Annotated in this window: 18 protein-coding genes; 13 read left to right on the top strand and 5 right to left on the bottom strand. The window is 35.1% G+C overall.

Going from position 1 to position 18407, the window contains the following annotated elements; genetic code table 11:
- Positions 1 to 7 precede the first annotated feature (7 nt).
- The 6 genes from porV (at position 8) to KO524_RS10315 (ending at position 3816) form a co-directional block, all read left to right on the top strand.
- Entirely contained in the window at positions 8 to 1231 is a 1224-nt protein-coding gene (gene porV / locus KO524_RS10340) for a type IX secretion system outer membrane channel protein PorV (RefSeq protein WP_219293708.1), read from the top strand.
- Between the two features lie 72 nt (positions 1232 to 1303).
- A complete protein-coding gene (cdd, locus tag KO524_RS10335; protein WP_219293706.1) occupies positions 1304 to 1786 on the top strand; it encodes a cytidine deaminase in 483 nt (160 codons plus the stop codon).
- A 68-nt stretch (positions 1787 to 1854) separates the two neighbouring features.
- Positions 1855 to 2412: a sugar transferase gene (locus tag KO524_RS10330; RefSeq protein WP_219293697.1), complete on the top strand. Its 558-nt coding sequence runs from the start codon at positions 1855 to 1857 to the stop codon at positions 2410 to 2412.
- 211 nt (positions 2413 to 2623) lie between these two features.
- A complete protein-coding gene (locus KO524_RS10325; RefSeq protein ID WP_219293695.1) occupies positions 2624 to 2833 on the top strand; it encodes a hypothetical protein in 210 nt (69 codons plus the stop codon).
- A 34-nt stretch (positions 2834 to 2867) separates the two neighbouring features.
- Positions 2868 to 3194 carry a hypothetical protein gene (locus KO524_RS10320; protein ID WP_219293693.1) on the top strand — a complete coding sequence of 109 codons (327 nt, stop codon included), beginning with the start codon at positions 2868 to 2870 and terminating at the stop codon, positions 3192 to 3194.
- Between the two features lie 433 nt (positions 3195 to 3627).
- On the top strand, positions 3628 to 3816 hold the full coding sequence (locus KO524_RS10315) for a CsbD family protein (protein ID WP_219293691.1): 189 nt from the start codon (positions 3628 to 3630) through the stop codon (positions 3814 to 3816).
- An 87-nt stretch (positions 3817 to 3903) separates the two neighbouring features.
- On the opposite strand, the gene KO524_RS10310 is transcribed toward KO524_RS10315, so the two are convergent.
- Positions 3904 to 4644 (bottom strand): CDP-alcohol phosphatidyltransferase family protein, encoded by a 741-nt coding sequence (locus KO524_RS10310; protein ID WP_219293728.1) that lies wholly within the window; start codon positions 4642 to 4644, stop codon positions 3904 to 3906.
- 148 nt (positions 4645 to 4792) lie between these two features.
- On the opposite strand from KO524_RS10310, the gene KO524_RS10305 reads away from it, so the two are divergent.
- From KO524_RS10305 to KO524_RS10295, 3 genes are read left to right on the top strand one after another with little or no spacing between them, the layout of a single operon-like run.
- Positions 4793 to 5866 (top strand): PorV/PorQ family protein, encoded by a 1074-nt coding sequence (locus KO524_RS10305; RefSeq protein ID WP_219293689.1) that lies wholly within the window; start codon positions 4793 to 4795, stop codon positions 5864 to 5866.
- A 3-nt stretch (positions 5867 to 5869) separates the two neighbouring features.
- Complete coding sequence (locus tag KO524_RS10300) at positions 5870 to 7000, top strand: DUF4105 domain-containing protein (protein ID WP_219293687.1); 1131 nt, start codon at positions 5870 to 5872, stop codon at positions 6998 to 7000.
- 60 nt (positions 7001 to 7060) lie between these two features.
- Positions 7061 to 7798 (top strand): tyrosine-protein phosphatase, encoded by a 738-nt coding sequence (locus KO524_RS10295; RefSeq protein ID WP_219293685.1) that lies wholly within the window; start codon positions 7061 to 7063, stop codon positions 7796 to 7798.
- A 93-nt stretch (positions 7799 to 7891) separates the two neighbouring features.
- Here KO524_RS10295 and KO524_RS10290 read toward each other — a convergent pair whose 3' ends face one another.
- Entirely contained in the window at positions 7892 to 8284 is a 393-nt protein-coding gene (locus KO524_RS10290; RefSeq protein WP_219293683.1) for a DUF1573 domain-containing protein, read from the bottom strand.
- Between the two features lie 243 nt (positions 8285 to 8527).
- On the opposite strand from KO524_RS10290, the gene KO524_RS10285 reads away from it, so the two are divergent.
- From KO524_RS10285 to KO524_RS10275, 3 genes are read left to right on the top strand one after another with little or no spacing between them, the layout of a single operon-like run.
- On the top strand, positions 8528 to 11161 hold the full coding sequence (locus KO524_RS10285) for a valine--tRNA ligase (protein WP_219293681.1): 2634 nt from the start codon (positions 8528 to 8530) through the stop codon (positions 11159 to 11161).
- Between the two features lie 6 nt (positions 11162 to 11167).
- Positions 11168 to 11839 (top strand): TatD family hydrolase, encoded by a 672-nt coding sequence (locus tag KO524_RS10280; protein WP_219293671.1) that lies wholly within the window; start codon positions 11168 to 11170, stop codon positions 11837 to 11839.
- Entirely contained in the window at positions 11836 to 12555 is a 720-nt protein-coding gene (locus KO524_RS10275; RefSeq protein WP_219293669.1) for a ThiF family adenylyltransferase, read from the top strand. Before KO524_RS10280 ends, KO524_RS10275 begins: the two co-directional genes overlap by 4 nt.
- Before the next feature lie 42 nt (positions 12556 to 12597).
- On the opposite strand, the gene KO524_RS10270 is transcribed toward KO524_RS10275, so the two are convergent.
- Both KO524_RS10270 and KO524_RS10265 read right to left on the bottom strand, forming a co-directional pair.
- Positions 12598 to 13527: a YeiH family protein gene (locus tag KO524_RS10270; protein WP_219293667.1), complete on the bottom strand. Its 930-nt coding sequence runs from the start codon at positions 13525 to 13527 to the stop codon at positions 12598 to 12600.
- Positions 13528 to 13600: 73 nt separating this feature from the next.
- Complete coding sequence (locus KO524_RS10265) at positions 13601 to 14494, bottom strand: LysR family transcriptional regulator (protein WP_219293665.1); 894 nt, start codon at positions 14492 to 14494, stop codon at positions 13601 to 13603.
- Positions 14495 to 14719: 225 nt separating this feature from the next.
- Between KO524_RS10265 and KO524_RS10260 the strand changes: the two genes are divergently transcribed.
- The gene (locus tag KO524_RS10260; protein ID WP_219293663.1) at positions 14720 to 15334 is read left to right on the top strand and encodes a CatB-related O-acetyltransferase; all 615 of its coding nucleotides are present in this window, start codon (positions 14720 to 14722) and stop codon (positions 15332 to 15334) included.
- A gap of 176 nt (positions 15335 to 15510) precedes the next feature.
- On the opposite strand, the gene KO524_RS10255 is transcribed toward KO524_RS10260, so the two are convergent.
- A complete protein-coding gene (locus KO524_RS10255) occupies positions 15511 to 18180 on the bottom strand; it encodes a DUF3857 domain-containing protein (protein ID WP_219293661.1) in 2670 nt (889 codons plus the stop codon).
- Positions 18181 to 18407 lie beyond the last annotated feature (227 nt).

Genomic DNA, 18407 nt, shown 5'->3' with positions numbered 1-18407 from the left:
GTGATAAATGAAAAAAACGACAATAGTTGCTATGGTTGCGATAAGCTCACAATTCGCAGTAGCACAAAAATCTATGCCGGTTCCCGCAAATTATCAAGACTCCCGTGCAATCACTACAGGAGTACCTTTCTTGCAAATTGCAGCAGATGCACGATCAGCAGGTATGGGAGATATGGGAGTAGGGACTACAGTAGATATTTATTCTCAACAACACAATCCAGCTAAATATGCTTTTGCAACTCAACAACAGGGATTTGCAGTTAGTTATACACCTTATATGACCAGTATTGCCAGTGATGTTTCATTAGGGCAATTGAATTATTTTAATAAATTTAATGAACGAAGTGCTTTTGCAGTTAGTTTAAGATATTTTGGATTAGGAGATATTGAACTAAGACAAAACTATAATGATGTTCCAGTTACAAGAAGTCCAAATGAATTTGCAATCGACGGGTCGTATTCTCTAAAATTGACCGAGCGATTCTCTATGGCGGTGGCAGGTCGTTTTATAAGTTCAAATCTAAAAGTCCCAGAAGATATGGGAGGAGGAGATGCCTCAGCAGCCAATACTTTTGCAGTTGATGTTGCTGGGTACTATGAGTCTGAACAGATGTCATTTAACGGATTCGACGGCCGTTGGAGAGCGGGATTTAATTTTCAAAATTTAGGTCCAAAAATCAAATATGATGATAGTTCGCTTGATGCGAGCTTTATTCCTTCTAATTTGAAATTGGGAGGAGGATTTGATTTTATTCTTGATGCTCATAATACGGTTAGTGTATATGGAGAGGTTAATAAGTTATTAGTACCTACACCACAAATACCGAATTTTATAGATTCAGACGGGGATGGTATTTTGTCTGAAAAAGAAATCAACGAAGCTAGAACAAAATCAAGACAAGATTATAATGATATAGGTTGGTTTTCTGGTGTTTTTAAATCATTCGGAGACGCTCCTGGTGGAATGTCTGAAGAAATGAAAGAGTTTGCTTGGGCTTTAGGTGCTGAATATTGGTATGAAGATGCTTTTGCTTTTAGAGTTGGATATTTTAATGAAAATGAACTTAAAGGAGCTCGAAAATACGCTACTTTAGGAGCAGGTTTTAAATACAATACCATTACTGTTGATGTATCTTATTTGTTTTCAACATCAAAAATCAATAATCCTTTAGAAAATACTTTACGTTTTTCTTTGGCTTTCAATTTTGGAGGAAAATACAGCAAGAATTAAACAAAAATCTTATAAAAACATTAAAATCCAAACTTATATTAGTTTGGATTTTTTGTCTAAAATAAATAGCAGATGAAGGAAATTAAATCGACCTCTACTTTTTTTGAATACGAAAATATGGCAGAGTTAACTCTGATTGATCAAGAGTTGATGCAAGCGGCCATTGAAGTTAGAAAACGGGCATATGCACCCTATTCCAAATTCCGTGTTGGTGCTGCCATATTGCTTGACGATGGCACTATTATCGTTGGGTCAAACCAAGAAAATGCGGCTTTTCCGTCGGGACTATGTGCCGAAAGAACCGCTATCTTTTATGCGGGTGCGACACATCCGAATGCGGTGATGCTTAGCATTGCGATTTCGGCTAGTTCGGACTTAAAACCTACGGTCACCCCTATACCGCCTTGCGGGGCTTGTAGGCAAGCAATTTTGGAATATGAAAATAAACAAGAGCAACCGATTCGAATGTTGTTTATGGGTGCTGAAGGGCCTGTTATTGAGTCGCCCTCATTAATCAATATACTACCTTTCCATTTTGATAAAAATTCTTTGTGATTAAATTGTAATTTGTGGTTGACTGATACGGTATTCTACTGTTGTTTTTAATTTATATATAAAAAGTTTTGAGTAAGCGAATTTTTGATATCACATTGGCCCTGTTGCTGCTGTCTATTATATGGATTCCATTGTTGTTTGCATGGGTTTTAGCTTCCTTAGATACCCGTTCAAATGGATTGTTCTGTCAGTTGAGAATCGGACGATATGGACGTCCCTTTACGATTTACAAATTAAAAACCATGCGGAAAATTGACGGGCAAAACATACAAACGGTGAGTGGACTAGGTCGATTTTTTAGAAAATCTAAAATTGACGAACTTCCTCAGTTAATCAATATCATTAAAGGAGATATGGCTGTAGTGGGGCCTCGCCCAGATTTACCAGGCTATTATGATTTGTTAGTAGGAGAAGCACGCCAAGTATTACAACTAAAACCCGGATTAACCTCTGAGGCTTCATTAAAATATTTTAATGAAGCTCAATTATTAGCGCAACAAAAAAATCCCAAACAGTACAACGACGAAGTTATTTTTCCTGATAAGGTTAAAATGAATTTGGACTATCTCCAAAATCAATCGTTTCGCTTGGATTTGACAATCATCTTTAAAACCTTTTTGAGGTGAATAATCAAAGACGACTTTTAATCTCTTAAATATTGCTTTTGATTAGACCGATTTAAAAGAAGAAATTACAAAAGTAATACCGGTTTAGTGTTGTTTTTTGAGTTCTTTTTTAGTTAGTGTGCTTATTATCTATAAGTTAAAAAACAAGAAAAGTTTGTTCTTTTTATTTAAGTTTTTTATTTTTCGTATGTAAACTTTAAATATATATATTATGAAAAACTTTTTGTATGTCTTTATTGGTGTGTTTATGTTTGTCTCGTGTTCTTCTTCGGACAATCAATTAGAAGAAAAATTAAAAACAAATCGAATTTTTCAAAACCCAATGGAAACTGTAGGTGAAGATCATAATTTCATTTTAAATGACATCATGATGAAATGGAAGCGGTCTGATAGTAAAGAAGGAAATTTTAGAAGTAATTAATTTATTGGATAAAAGCGAAGGTAATCTTTTTAGGATGCTTGAAGAAATAGATCAACGTGAACGATTAGTGGATTTAAAATTTCAGGAAAATGACTTAGAAGTGATTTATAGTTTCTTTGTTACTTTAAGACATTCTTTGATTTTTTGGTCTCCTATTACTGAAGGAGAGGAAGGTAGATTTGAACAGTATTGTTTTGAATTTGAAAGTGATAAGTGGTTATTGAATAATAGGATAAGATGGTGGAAAGTTGCTGCATGTGATGCTGTAGGAGCTACTGTAGGAGCAATTCTAGGTGGGGGTAAAGGTGCTTTGGTTACTGGTATAGGCGCTTCGTCCATTTCTATAATAATGCAATGGTAGAAATTATGTATATACAATTTTTAAAATTTTTTGTTTTTTTTTCCTTTAGTTTGTTTTTTTCGAATATACTGGTTGAATATGTTTTTGAAGGGCACTTGGGTAATTTGCTAAATCTTAAATTTTTAGTCGTAAGTATAGTTGTTAGTGTCTTTTGTAGTTTAATTGGTGTTTATGCTAAAAAGCGTATGCTCAATAAGAAATAGAGATTTTATAAATGTGGTTTTTAGAATTAAAAAACGCTTGCAGCCTTGTTTTTTTATAGGAAGTACAAGTGTTTTTTTGTCATATTGATAAGTGTTATGCAAGTTTTTTTACTAGAATCACCGCATTTAGATTGGTTTTTTGGATTTTGTTTTTTTAAATTAGTAATTAATTAACAGGAGTGTGTTCGATAAAAAGGTAATTTTAGAAGACTAACCAAAATACAAAACTTATGAATAAGCTCGAATTAGAAGGAAAATGGAATCAAGTTAAAGGCGCTTTTAAGCAAAAGTATGGAGAATGGTTTGATAACGACCAAGTACTTGCCGAAGGGAAGTTTGATGAAATTATAGGTAAATTGCAAGAGAAAACGGGTAAAACAAAAGAGGAATTAGAAGATGAAGTCCGCAATTGGAAATAATTGGAAGGATTAAATTTTAAAAACAAAAAAGAGAGTAGTCCTATCGGGCTACTCTCTTTTGTTTTTAAATGTATTTTACGAAGATTTCTAAGGCTTTTTAGCACTTAACATCTTATTCATGATTACGGATAAAAAGATATACAACATGATGATGATAGGAATGGCTAAATATTGAAGCCATAACAGCATCACTGCTGAAGAGATTAAAAACAGGTATTGTATTTTGTTGGTTGCCCAGTTTCCGTATTTTACTTTTAGAGAAAATAACGGAATCTCTGCATTCATTATAAAAGCACTAAATAAACTGATAGCAACTAAAACGTACGGATTGCTTAATAGCGTTATAATCCATTCTAGATTGGTTGTAGATGTAATCATCGGCAAACTCAAAATGAACAAGGCGTTGGCGGGTGTAGGAAGGCCGATAAAAGAATCGGTCTGTCTGGTATCAATATTGAATTTAGCCAATCGGTAGCAAGAACCTAAAGTGATGATAAAGCCCAAATAAGGAATAACTCCCATATAATAGGTTTCTGGAGATAAATTATAAATCTCTTGATTTTCTTGTATGCTCGCTAAAAGTCTGTACATAATGATTCCTGGAACAACTCCGCTGGTTACCATATCCGCTAACGAATCCAATTGAACTCCTAATTCGCTTTTAACATGTAAAAGACGCGCCGTAAATCCATCCCAAAAATCAAAGAATATCCCCAAACAAACCCAGAAAAAGGCCATATGTAGGTTATCGTCAAAGGCGTAAATTGCCGCGATTAAACCGGAAGTAAGGTTTAATAAAGTAATTGCATTGGGAATGTGTTTTTTTATACTCATAGCTTTTTGTTTTCAAAAATGGGTTTGACAACGATTATAACTGTTTAATGCAAATGTATTATAAAACTTATGAATAAGTAAAATTAAAATGGAGTTTAGTATTTGAGATTTTTATTACATCTTTGTATAAAATGATATTCTTGTGAAAAATATATTACTTTTAAGCCTGCTGTTAGTGACAGGAACGATTCATGCTCAAAAAGTTAGGAAATATTCTAACGAGTTTATGAATATTGGAGTTGATGCTGCAGCCATGGGAATGGCCAATAGTGTAGTAGCAAGTACCGACAATGTTAATGCAACCTATTGGAATCCGGCCGGATTGATCCATTTAGATACCAAACAGCTCAGTTTAATGCACGCGAGTTATTTTGCAAATATAGCGCAATACGACTACGTCGCTTTTGCCATGCCTATAGATGAAAAAAGTGCCGTGGGGCTTTCCTTAATCCGCTTTGGTGTGGACGACATTATGAATACTACCGAGTTGATTGATCAAAACGGAAATATTGATTACAATAGAATAAGCCTTTTTTCAACAGCAGATTATGCCTTTACAGCTTCTTATGCTCGTAAATTACCTATAGAAGGACTTTCGATAGGAGTCAATGCAAAAATAATTAGAAGAATTATTGGAAAATTTGCTAATTCATGGGGATTTGGTTTTGATATTGGTGCTCAATATCAAACGAATTCCGGTTGGAAATACGCTCTTATGGCAAGGGATATTACAACCACTTATAATATGTGGTCTATCAATAAAAAAGAGTTCGAAAAAATTAGTAATGCTATTCCTGGACAGAATTCAGAACTACCAGAAACAACGGAGATTACAATGCCTAAATTACAATTTGGGATGGCTCGTAAATTTAATTTGACCGACGATTTTTCAGTACTGCCTGCTGTGGGAATCAATATGGAGTTTGCAGAAACTCAAGCTTTAATTTCAACTAAGGGTTTTAGCGTTAGTCCTACTATTGGGGCTGAATTTGCTTATACAGATATGGTATTTGTTCGAGGTGGTATCGGTAATTTTCAGAACACTACACAACTAGACGGTTCAGAAAAAATTGGATTTCAACCCAATATCGGTGTTGGATTCCAATATAGAGGAATACAAATTGACTATGCGCTTACCGATATCGGAGATCAAAGTGTCGCCTTGTATTCTAATGTTTTTTCTTTAAAACTCAACTTAGATATTTTTAGTCGTTAAAACATGAAAATTATTATATCCCTTTTCTTTGGACTACTTTCAATAGTTAGTTGGTGCAAAGATTCTACTAACTTGTATCCTGAATTAACCAATCGAGCCGAGATAAGCATCCTAACTGTTGGAACTGGCAGCCAATTATATACACTTTTTGGACATACGGCATTGAGAGTTTACGATCCCTTGATGCGTGTTAATCGGGTGTATAATTATGGTTTGTTTGATTTTTCTACTCCGAATTTCTATGCGAAGTTTATTAAAGGCGATTTGCTCTATTATGGAGGTTATGAAGACTATGGTGATTTCGTGATGGGATATGCCTATGAAGACCGACCGGTTTATGAACAGCATCTGACTCTTAACGAAAATCAAAAGCAACAACTTTGGCAATTGCTCAATCGATCATTAGAAGACGATCAGAAGGCATATAGATATAAGTTTATCCATCAAAATTGTACTACAAAAGTAGTTGATTTACTCAATAAAGTATTACTACAGCCCATCGAGGTTGAAGAGGTACAACATGATGAATCCTATAGATATATATTAAATCAATCACTTCAAGGGCATTTTTTTGAAAAACTAGGAATAAATTTGGTTTTTAGTTCTCAGTTGGATCAAAAGGCAGCTTTACTTTTCTTACCTGATAAGTTTATGCAAGGATTGGCAATTACAACGGTTGATGGAAAGCCTTTAGTTGATAAAACTACTGAGGTCTTTAAGAGGCAATCAGAACAAACAGAGAACTGGTGGAATACTTATACTTTTTTTGCAATAGCAATTTTTATTTTAGCTTTGTTGTTAAAATATACGTGGGTTCGCTATGCTTATTTTGTAGTTATAGGACTTTTGGGGTGTTTGCTGGTCTTGATAAGTTTTTATTCCTCACATGTGGAACTCGCATATAACAATACACCCTTATTGTGTAATCCGTTATTATTGTTGTTGCCTTTTTTGAGTAAAAGAAATAAATGGGGCAATGTTCAACAGGGAATTTACGGACTTATTGGATTAACAGTCATCCTTTTTATAATTGTCAATTTAACGTCTGAGAAGCTTGTGTTGACTTTACCTTTGGTAATATTAACGCTTTGGGCGTTATTCAAACAGATTAATGTGGAAAAGCGTAAAGCATAATATGAAATTGGTGTGATATTTGTATAAATTACCATTACGCATATAAAAACTCACTAATTTATGATTTCATTTTTTAAGTCAAAACCGATTTTAAAAGATTTGATTCCTACTGGATTTGTAGATATACATTCCCATCTACTATTTGGTATAGATGATGGTGCCAAAACTCCAGATGACACCAAGTTTATAATAGAATCAATGGTGAATTTTGGTTTTGGAAAAGCAATTACAACACCTCATACTACACCATATATTTGGGATAATACGAAAGAGATGATCTTGGAAAAAGAACTTGAAGTGAAACGGGTTTTGCCTCAGGAAACACTAGCTCTTAAACTGAGAGTCGCTTCTGAATATTTGATGGATGATAGTTTTTCTAAACGAATTAAATCCGAACGATTACTTACTTTACAAGACAATTATGTATTGGTTGAAATGTCGTATATCAATCCACCCATGCAATTATTTGATATTTTATTCGAATTGAAGTCAGCGGGATACGAAATTGTATTAGCACATCCAGAGCGCTATAACTTTTATCACAATAATTTGGATGTGTTTAGAAAATTAAAAAGAGCCGGCTGTTTATTTCAATTAAATTTGTTGTCCGTGACGGGTTATTACGGTAGTAAAATTGCCGAAACAGCAGCATATCTTTTAAATTCGGGATTCATCGATTTTGTAGGTTCCGATATCCATCATGTCAAGCACATCAAAGGGTTTGATTCAAAATTAACGATAAAAGACAAAGTGCCCTTAGTAGAAGCATTTGCAAAAAATGCATTATTTGATATTTAGTATCTAATAAAGGTTTATAAAATTGCCTTTTAAAACAAGACAAAAAAAAAGCTGTCTTAGAAATAAGACAGCTTGAACTTTATATAAGTTTAATTATTTAGTTTCTACAACTTCCCCTTTGATACGGATAGCAACTTTACCATCTGTATAGTTTGTTGCATTGGTCTCAACAGTAAGTGTTCTACTGATTCTTCCTACTGACATGTTGTATTTCACATCAATTTTACCAGTTTTACCAGGCATAATTGGAGCTTCCGGTTTTGACGGAACTGTACAACCACAGGTAGATTGAACATTAGTAACAATTAAAGGCGCATCACCAGTGTTTTTGAATTCAAAAGTCCTCAACCCACTATCTTGACCACGAACTACTGTTCCATAATCAATAGTGTTGTTTTCTGCAGTAAATTCAATTTTCGGTCCTGTTTGAGCGAATGAAATTGCACTTACTAAAAATAAGGCAACCAATCCTAGAAATTTTTTCATTGTTATCGTTTTTGTTATTGATTCGTAAAATTAAAAATTTTTGACTAACTCACAAATTTTTTTTCATAAAGTACACTTGAAACTTTGTTTTTATATTTGGAGACTTATCATTATTTTTGTACATTAAATACAAAAAACATACCAAAGACCTCGAATTTAAAATTATTGAAATTTTTAAACTGGTTTTTGGAAGTATAGGAATATATTTAAAATCCGAATTTATTAAATAACAAGTATATATAGATGACAATCCCGACGCAATTTGACGCTAAACAAGTAGAAGAGAAATGGTATTCCTATTGGATGGAAAATAAGTATTTCCATTCCAAACCCGATCATAGAACTCCGTACACCATAGTCATTCCTCCACCAAATGTCACGGGAGTATTGCATATGGGGCATATGTTGAATGTAACCATTCAGGATGTATTGATTCGTCGTGCTCGTTTAAAGGGATTCAACGCTTGTTGGGTACCGGGTACCGATCATGCTTCTATTGCGACTGAGGCAAAAGTTGTTGCCAAGTTAAAAGCTGAAGGGATTGATAAAAATGATCTTACTAGAGAAGAATTTTTAAAACACGCATGGGATTGGACCGAAAAATACGGTGGAACCATACTGGGGCAACTGAAAACTCTAGGTGCTTCTTGTGACTGGGACCGAACCAAATTTACTATGGATGCTGAGTTATCAGCGGCAGTTATCAAATCTTTTGTTGATTTATATCAAAAGGGATTGATATACAGAGGATATCGTATGGTTAATTGGGATCCTGAAGCACAAACAACCCTGTCCGATGAAGAGGTGATTTATGAAGAAAGACAAGGGAAATTATACCACATAAAATATCAAATAGAAGGCAGTTCCGAGTTTTTGATTGTTGCGACTACGCGTCCAGAAACCATCTTGGGCGACACCGCTATTTGTGTTCATCCTGATGATGAGCGTTATACTCATTTAAAGGGAAAAAAGGCCATAGTGCCAATTTGTAACAGAGTAATCCCAATTATTTTTGACGATTATGTAGATGTTGAATTTGGAACGGGTTGTTTAAAAGTAACACCCGCTCATGATATCAATGACAAAGCTTTAGGAGAACGTCATAATTTAGAAATTATTGATATTTTAAATGCCGATGCTTCTTTAAACTCATTGGGTTTACATTATCAAGGTAAAGACCGTTTTGTTGTACGTGAAGAAATTGCTCAAGAATTAAAGAGTATAGGAGCTTTGGAAAAAGAAGAGTTTCACATGAATAATGTGGGGACTTCTGAAAGAACAAAAGCAGTTATTGAGCCAAGACTTTCAGATCAATGGTTTCTGAAAATGGAAGAGTTGGTAAAACCAGCCTTAAAAGCGGTTTTGGAAACAGAGGAAATTAAATTATATCCAAGTAGATATAATACCACTTATAAAAACTGGTTGGAAAATATTCGCGACTGGAATATCTCTCGTCAATTGTGGTGGGGGCACCAAATTCCTGCCTATTACTACGGTGATGGGAAGGAAGATTTTGTGGTTGCTGAAACAATTGAAGAAGCACTTGTCCTAGCTCAGAAACAATCGAATAATCCAACGTTAGCGCTAACCGATTTAAGACGGGATTCCGATGCATTAGATACTTGGTTTTCTTCTTGGTTGTGGCCTATGTCTGTTTTCAACGGAATTGCGGAACCGGAAAACGAAGAGTTTAAATACTATTATCCAACGAATGATTTGGTAACCGGTCCAGATATTATTTTCTTCTGGGTGGCGCGAATGATTATTGCAGGTTATGAATATACTGGAGAGAAACCATTTTCAAATGTCTATTTTACGGGTATTGTTAGAGATGCACAACGTCGTAAAATGTCCAAATCATTAGGAAACTCACCAGACCCTTTAGGATTGATTGAAAAATTTAGCGCTGATGGTGTTCGAGTGGGACTGTTGTTAAGTGCTTCTGCAGGTAATGACATTCTTTTTGATGAAGAATTGTGTAACCAAGGTAAAGGCTTTACCAACAAAGTGTGGAATGCTTTTAGGCTAATCCAAGGTTGGGAGGTTTCAGAAACTATAGTGCAGCCAGAGGCTTCTAAAGTCGCTGTAGCTTGGTATGAAGCCAAGGTTCAGGCGGTGTTGCTCGAAATTGAAGATCATTTTGAAAAATACCGTATTTCGGATGCCTTAATGACCATCTATAAATTGGTATGGGATGATTTTTGTTCTTGGTTCTTGGAAATGATAAAACCGGGGTATCAACAACCAATAGATGCTACGACTTACGGTAAGGCTATAGAATTGTTGGAGAATAATCTGAAGTTGTTACATCCATTTATGCCGTTTATGACGGAAGATATTTGGCAGCATATCAGTAAGCGAACTCCAGAACAAGCTTTGATTGTTTCGACTTGGCCAGAGATGAAAACGGTAAATACAGCAATCATCAAAGATTTTGATTTTGCACAAGGAGTTATTGCGGGAATTAGAACGATCAGAAAAGATAAAAACATCTCTTTTAAAGAGTTAATCGATTTAAAAATCATCAACAACGAAAAAGCATCTACTGCTTTTGATGTAGTGATACAGAAATTAGGGAACATCGAAAACTTGACCTATGTTACCGATCAGGTTTCAGGCGCTTTGTCTTATCGCGTGCAGGCCAACGAGTACTTTATTCCTATTTTAGGAACGGTTAACGTTGAGGAGGAAATCGAAAAATTAGAAGAGGAATTAAAATATTTAAAAGGCTTCTTAAGGTCGGTACAAGGGAAATTAGCAAATGAAAAGTTCGTAAGTGGAGCTCCTGAAAAAGTGATTGATATCGAACGCAAAAAAGAAGCTGACGCCCTTTCTAAAATCACGGCTATTGAAAATAGTCTGCAAGGATTAAAATAAAGTGCGATGAAAATCAATCTTCATACACATCAGTTATCGAATAAACGAAACGTTTTGGATATTGTAAATCAATATCCAAACGATTTGGGAGAAGAACCAGCTTTTTTTTCCATTGGAATCCATCCTTGGTATATAGAGCTAGATGAGTTGCCCGAAAATTTGATAATTATTGAAGACCATTTAAAAAGTGATTCTTGTTTGGCTTTGGGGGAATGTGGATTGGACAAGCGTATTGAAACAGCTTTATCGATACAAATAAGTGTTTTTGAACAACAATTACTATTGGCTGAACAATATCAAAAGCCGGTGATTATTCATTGTGTAAGTGCTTTTCAAGAACTGTTGGAAATCAAAAGTAGACTTCAAATAACAGTACCCTTTGTGATTCATGGTTTTTCTAAAAATGTGCAAGTCATGGAGCAATTACTCGCTAATAACTGTTATATATCCTTTGGTAAATACTTGTTGCGCAATGAAAATTTAGCGGCTGTTTTTCAAGCAGTTCCCCATAATCGTTTTTTTTTAGAAACCGATACCATGGAAGAGTCATTATATGAGGTATATGAGAAAGCGGCAGAAATTAAAGCTGTCAAAATAATAGAAGTAGAACAACAAATTGTCAACACCGCTCTAGAAGTATTTGGGTTTTCAAAAAAATTAAGGAATGTATTAGCATGAGTCAATGGCAGGAAAGAGCAGCCTTGTTATTTAAGGAAGAAGGATTGCAAAAATTAAAAAACGCTAATATTTTAGTAGTCGGATTAGGGGGCGTTGGTTCCTTTGCCGCTGAATTTTTGGTTCGTGCAGGAATAGGTTCGATGACTATAGTTGATGGAGACACCGTTGATGTTACCAACATCAACCGCCAGTTACCGGCATTACACTCAACAATCGGACAAGCCAAGGTAGATATAGTGGGGGATCGTTTGTTGGATATTAATCCAGATTTACAACTAACGCGAATCAAAGAATTTCTTTCTCCTGAACGCACCCATGAGGTAGTTACTACAGAATACCAATTTGTTTTGGATTGTATCGATAGTGTTACGCCTAAAATTCATCTGATTTTGGCAGCCAAACGGAAAAAAGTTAAGGTAATTAGTAATATGGGGGCTGGTGGTAAAATGACTGCAAGTAAAATTGTTGTTAGAGACATTAGTAAAACGGAGGTTTGTCCGTTGGCAAAACAAATTAGGAAACGATTGAAAAAGGAAGGGATTTCGACAGGTGTGAAAACGGTGTTTTCAATGGAGACTCCAGATGAAAATAGTTTGAAATTGACAGACGGATTGAACTATAAAAAATCTTTTTTCGGAACCAACAGTTGGATGCCTGCATTGTTCGGCTTGCATTCTGCCGAATATGTCATTAAATATTTATTGGCTAAACCATAAGTGATAAAAAGAAGCCCAGCATTGCTGGGCTTTTTTATAGCTTTAAAAGAAGTGATTCACAATGACATATAAAGAGGTTATGGAAATAAATAACCATAATAGAACCCCTTGTAATAAAGGTTGAATTCCTACGCTTTTTAGCGATTTTAAGGTTAAACCAGCCCCAATAAAGAATAGAGTAAGGGTTAAACCTTTTTTAGAGATAAACACAATTCCGTTGGTTATGGTTTCGGGGATGGCTATATAAGTATTGATCACGATGGCCAGTACAAATAAAAAAATAAAATAGGGGATTTTTATTTTGCTTTTCTTCTGTTTATAAAATAAGCTGATTAACAAAGAAATAGGAATAATCCAAAGGGCACGCGCCAGCTTGACTGTCGTAGCGATATGGAGTGCTTCATCACCGTATTTTTGTGCGGCTCCGACTACTGAACTGGTGTCGTGTATAGCGATGGCGGCCCACAACCCAAAGTCTTGCTGAGACAGTTCTAAAAGGGTTCCTATATAAGGGAATAAAAATAAGGCAACGGAGTTAAGTATAAAAATGGTAGCAAGTGAAACAGAGGTTTCTTCTTCGTTGGCATCGATAACTGGAGATATAGCAGCAATAGCACTTCCGCCGCAAATTGCCGTACCTGACGCAATTAGCAGGCTGGTTTTCTTTTTTACTTTTAGTTGATATCCAATTAATAAACCTACCGTCAAGGTTAAAAATATACTTAGTACCGTTAACCAGAAACCAGTTTTACCCGTTTTGGCTGCTTCGTAAATATCCATACCAAAGCCTAGTCCTACTATAGATACTTGTAATAGTATCTTTGTGACCCTGCTGTTGTACTTTATAAAAGGGTGTCCAACAACTAATGAAAATGCGAATCCCAATAAAAGCGCTACAGGCGGTTCTATCCAAGGGGTTAAGCATAAAATTGCTATGGCTATAAAGCTTGTTTTTTTCAATTGAGTATTCATAGTGACGTTTTATGAATACAAAATTCCGTTTAAAAAAACTTACATACCAGACGTAAAAAGTTATTTGATATAACTATAAGTTATGATGACTAAGGATAAAATGGATTAATTTCTCAATATAAGGTTTGTTGTTTCCATGGGAAGTGATAAAATAGAAATTGCGCTCAAAACTGATGTCGTCCAAATCAATTATTTTAAATGTACCTTCTTTTAATTCACTCTGAATGGCTTGTATAGATACGATTCCCAGGCAATGAGAGTGTTCTAGGTATTTTTTGATACTCTCTGTACTTCCCAAATGCATTTCAATAGTCAAATCTTTTAACTTGATTTTTTGGGCTTCTAAAAAATGTTGTATTACTTGAAGACTTCCTGATCCAATTTCTCGTAACACTATGGGAGTCTTTAAAAAGGCTTCTCTACTTAGGCTGTCTTTTTTACTGATTGGGTTGGAGTGGTGAGCAATCACAACCAATTCATCTTTCATGAAAAACTGATACTTCAGTTGTTTGTTCTGCGATTGCCCTTCGATAAAACCGAGTTCAATGTTTTGTTTTAGAACTTCTTTTTCTATCTTTTGGGTATTTCCATTGAGCAGTTCCAATTCGATAAACGGAAAGGTTTTTTTTAGTTGAGGTAAGAGCTGTGGCAATACATATTGTGAAATGGTTGTACTAGCACCCAGTTTAACATGAGTGGGGAAGGAGTTTTTTAGTGAGGCGACCTGACTATACAACTCTTGATATTGAGAAAGAATGGTATCGACCTGCTTTTTTAAAATTTTACCATCGTGGGTTAGGGTTATTTTATTTCCTTTTCGATGGAAGAGCTGTAATCCAAATTCCGATTCGAGTTCGCGTATTGATTTGGAAATAGCTGGTTGACTTACAAATAATAAATCAGCTGTTTTGGAGAAACTTAGGGTTTCTGCAACGGTTCTAAAAGCGATTAATTTCTGATCTCCCATAAATACAATGATTGTAATTTCAAAGATAAGATTACTACAGCATAAAGCGATGTAAAATTTCCGCTAACTTGCAGTTCTGATTGGGGAATCTAGTGTTATTGTTTTTAGTAAAATACGTATAAATTCAATTTTGTTATTTGTAGATACCATAAAACAAGTAGAGGTAGTCAGAGAAACTGCTAATTAAATAATACTTTAGCCACCCGTTACTAAACTAAATTTTATATGGCTATACCCGATAAGGATTTAAAGTTTCCTTTAACTGATTATAAGCGATTGTGTTTTTTAAAGAACATTATAACTAATCCCAATATCGTTGTTGGTGACTATACGTACTATGACGATTTTGAAGATGTTTATAATTTTGAAAAAAATGTAAAATATCACTTCGACTTTATAGGTGATCGATTGATTATTGGTAAATTTTGTATGATTGCATCTGGAGTCGTTTTTATTATGAATGGAGCGAATCACATGACTTCGGGACTTACGGCCTATCCCTTTGCTATTTTTGGCGGCGATTGGGCAGCTGCCATGCAAGGTGCTGCTTATCCTAGTAAAGGTGATACTATAATTGGGAATGATGTTTGGATTGGTCATCAGGCTACGATTATGCCTGGTATTACCATAGGTGATGGAGCAATTATTGCAACAAATGCAACAGTAACTAAAGACGTAGCACCATACACCGTGGTAGGAGGGAATCCAGCACAATTTATCAAAAAAAGGTTTACCGAGGACCAAATCACTAAATTACTCGAATTTCAGTGGTGGAATTGGGATATAGAAAAAATCACGGAACAACTTCCATTTTTGATTAAGGGAGAGCTAGGTTTTTAATCTTGTATATTACAATAAAATGGATGCCATCGCCTGACTTTTTGTTTTTAGTCTTTTTTTTTAGTCATTTGGTTGTCGCCAGAGTAAGATTAAAAACAAAAAACGTATTAAATTTTTAAATATTAGCGTATTTCCAAGACAACTGTATCTAATAAATAGATATGTTTAGTTTGTAATTAATCATCTTTTTTCTTTTGGTCTATTTCTTGAATATTTGGTTTGGAATCAGTTAGTTCGAGCTGATTGTTGTTGTTGTTGTTGTTGTTGTTGTTGTTGTTGTTGTTGTTGTTGTTGTTGTTGTTGTGCTCTGAATAGGCAACTACAAATGTGTTTTTAACACGATCTGAGAAATAAACATAGCTTCCCCAAATTACACAAAACGCAATTTGTTTTAGATTATCAGTTAGTAAATTAGGAACCAGATGGAATATTTCTATGTGATAGGCTCCGTAACTAATTATTGAAAGACCAACTATTTTTACTATCATAATAAGAAATAAGGTTTGTGGAAAAAGATCTCTACGGTTGATAAGCAAGTAAATTGCGTAACTAAATCCGCAAATGCTAAATAAATTGAAAGTGAATTCACAAATTAATAGAAACTTATAGAAGTAATGAATATAAGTCCCTTCAATTTCGAGAGTACTCCATATTTCCTTGGTAAATATTCCTGAAATACACATGATGTAAATTTGGATTAAGGTCGATGTTATCAGTGTAATCAGCAACAGTATCAGCCAACCACTAATGGTTTTATACGGTGTTCGTTTGTGGATTGGAATTAAGTTAGAAGCGGCTGTTTTGTTGTAGCGTATTATAGCGAATCCCATGACGCCAAGGCAAATTAGCGCGTAGGCTATCATGACAAAGCTGAACGATTTGTCGTTATTTGAACCATAAATTACACCGTTTTCTTCCAAGTAAAAACCAGTGTATAAAAGTTCGTTGCGATTTGAAAAATCACTGAGATATTGTTCCTTTTCTTCTAGGGGAACATAAGATGTTTTGGGCTCAAATTGGTAACGAATCAATAAGGTGTCGTTAGAGTTTTGTATAACTTTGCTAAAGTTGTACGCGTTGCGATTGAAATGAGTAGCTTTTTTTATTTCGTAAAAAGGAATCTGACCGGAATTGACAATTTTTATGGTATACTTAAACGTAGATGGATAATTCAGAGCAATGGGCGCTACGCTTTCGGTAGGGTTGACGTGCAGTAATTTTTCGTCAAGTTGATTGGCATAGATTCTCAGAAGACGCTTGCCTTTTTCTTTTTCGAATTCTCCGATTTTCTCAATATCATAGTTTTCAAAGACCGCGATATTGTTTTGCAGTAGATGGTCCTCGTACTTTAGTGGGGTTCTAGTTTTAACTTTTGGGTGGATTCGCTGATAGTAGCTTAAGTACTCTTTTTGAATCAGATTTCTAGCATTTGTTTTAAAATACGTTCGTATAAAATCTGCGTCTGAACCTCGGTATACAGTTTTGACTTCGAGTGTAGCGCCTCCTTTTTCATTCAATATATAGGTTTCAGTAACGTCTGAGGAACCCGGATGACTCGATGGTAATTTCGTTAGATATTCCGAATTATTAAGTACGAGTACACTGCCGTAATTCGGGAAGTATCGTTCGTTGATTGCTCCGCTTTGATCGGTAATAGTAGGGTCTATATATAGACTATTACCAGCTATTTCAACCCATACGGTCATGTGGTTAAAAGCCATAGGAGTTGGTAGGAATCTTGCTACGGTGTGTTCCAAAACGGTGCTGGCCAATACAAGAGAGCTCTTTATACCCATATGACTTAACATAGATACCATCAATACTGATTTGTCTTTACAATCGCCATATCGTTGTGAAAATACTTTTTCTGGTAAATTGGCTCTATGGGAATATTCACCCATTTCAACACCCATATAGCGGACATCATTTTGTACAAAATCGGTTACTTTTTGTACAAATTTATAGGAATTACCATTTGATTCATTCCAATATTGAATAACTAAATCGGCCAAGGCGGACCCCTTTTTTAAAGGAGTTATAGGATTAATTGTTTTCGCCCATTGAGCCACTTCGTTCCACGAAGTGTATTCGCTGCATTCGCCCCATGGTAAGGCTGTGTACCAAGATGGAGCGTAATCGGGAAATTCGACTGCATCTTGTGAAGAAACCTCCCAATAATAAGAGGTGGTATTAGAGGTTTTCTCAAGATTGGGTTGTGGGGCGCCGTTGTGCATTTTGAAATTTAATTTTCGACCTTCGGGTACCACATAATTCACATGTACCAAGCCCACCGGTTCATACGATCGCAGGTTGAATTTATCGAAGAATTTTTGAGAAAATACAGGATTGACTCCTACTAAACTATAAGATATAACTATTTTATCACCTTTTCGCAAGTCATCTAGAATCAGATAAGCAGAATAGGTGCCGTTGTAAATAAACCGAGCTAGGTCGGTTTCTGTTGCCACCACTTCAAATTTATTGATGTCAAGTTTGTCCAAGGGATGACCGTCTCGAATCACCTTCAATTCATGCATGATTAACCGCTGATAATTAGGGTCAAAAGGGATATAAACCTGACCGGCATTTTCGGCTCCATTACTGTCAAATAAAACCTTTGTCTCTCGGAAAAATTTGGTATCAAGTCCTAGATTGACTTGATATTCAATCCGCTCATAATAGTACCCCTGACTAATATCTTCTAGGTTTACATCTTTAGGTGTCGTAACTGTTGTACGTACCCAAGATGGAATTGGCCCACGGGAAATTTTGGTATTAGCCTTACTTTGGGGAATAAATGCTAAGGAAAAAAGAATTATGGCGTATAAGAAAGACTTAATTTTCATAAAATAATAATTAAACGCAAATCTAATGGTTAAAATAGTATATTCAAATAAAAACCAACGATTATTGCCGTTTTTTTTTGGGAATAAATTAAGTTTTCCGAAGGCTAAAGTTGAGCCGTTGCTTTTAATTAAAGTGAAGAGAGGAGGTAGGTGGATGTAACTACTTACACAAACGCGTTGAGTAAATAGTAGGAACAAATTTTTTCACTTTGATAGATTAATACTAT

Source organism: Flavobacterium sp. NKUCC04_CG (assembly GCF_019345525.1).
GTDB lineage: Bacteria > Bacteroidota > Bacteroidia > Flavobacteriales > Flavobacteriaceae > Flavobacterium.
The sequence above is the reverse complement of the archived record's forward strand: the minus strand, read 5'-3'. Positions and strand labels throughout refer to the sequence as shown.

Excerpts from the sequence above, each read along its gene's own strand:
- porV (WP_219293708.1), top strand. The coding sequence starts at position 8 with ATGAAAAAAACGACAATAGTTGCTATGGTTGCGATAAGCTCACAATTC.
- cdd (WP_219293706.1), top strand. The coding sequence starts at position 1,304 with ATGAAGGAAATTAAATCGACCTCTACTTTTTTTGAATACGAAAATATG.
- KO524_RS10325 (WP_219293695.1), top strand. The coding sequence starts at position 2,624 with ATGAAAAACTTTTTGTATGTCTTTATTGGTGTGTTTATGTTTGTCTCG.
- KO524_RS10320 (WP_219293693.1), top strand. The coding sequence starts at position 2,868 with ATGCTTGAAGAAATAGATCAACGTGAACGATTAGTGGATTTAAAATTT.
- KO524_RS10315 (WP_219293691.1), top strand. The coding sequence starts at position 3,628 with ATGAATAAGCTCGAATTAGAAGGAAAATGGAATCAAGTTAAAGGCGCT.
- KO524_RS10300 (WP_219293687.1), top strand. The coding sequence starts at position 5,870 with ATGAAAATTATTATATCCCTTTTCTTTGGACTACTTTCAATAGTTAGT.
- KO524_RS10295 (WP_219293685.1), top strand. The coding sequence starts at position 7,061 with ATGATTTCATTTTTTAAGTCAAAACCGATTTTAAAAGATTTGATTCCT.
- KO524_RS10290 (WP_219293683.1), bottom strand. The coding sequence starts at position 8,284 with ATGAAAAAATTTCTAGGATTGGTTGCCTTATTTTTAGTAAGTGCAATT.
- KO524_RS10285 (WP_219293681.1), top strand. The coding sequence starts at position 8,528 with ATGACAATCCCGACGCAATTTGACGCTAAACAAGTAGAAGAGAAATGG.
- KO524_RS10280 (WP_219293671.1), top strand. The coding sequence starts at position 11,168 with ATGAAAATCAATCTTCATACACATCAGTTATCGAATAAACGAAACGTT.
- KO524_RS10275 (WP_219293669.1), top strand. The coding sequence starts at position 11,836 with ATGAGTCAATGGCAGGAAAGAGCAGCCTTGTTATTTAAGGAAGAAGGA.
- KO524_RS10270 (WP_219293667.1), bottom strand. The coding sequence starts at position 13,527 with ATGAATACTCAATTGAAAAAAACAAGCTTTATAGCCATAGCAATTTTA.
- KO524_RS10265 (WP_219293665.1), bottom strand. The coding sequence starts at position 14,494 with ATGGGAGATCAGAAATTAATCGCTTTTAGAACCGTTGCAGAAACCCTA.
- KO524_RS10260 (WP_219293663.1), top strand. The coding sequence starts at position 14,720 with ATGGCTATACCCGATAAGGATTTAAAGTTTCCTTTAACTGATTATAAG.
- KO524_RS10255 (WP_219293661.1), bottom strand. The coding sequence starts at position 18,180 with ATGAAAATTAAGTCTTTCTTATACGCCATAATTCTTTTTTCCTTAGCA.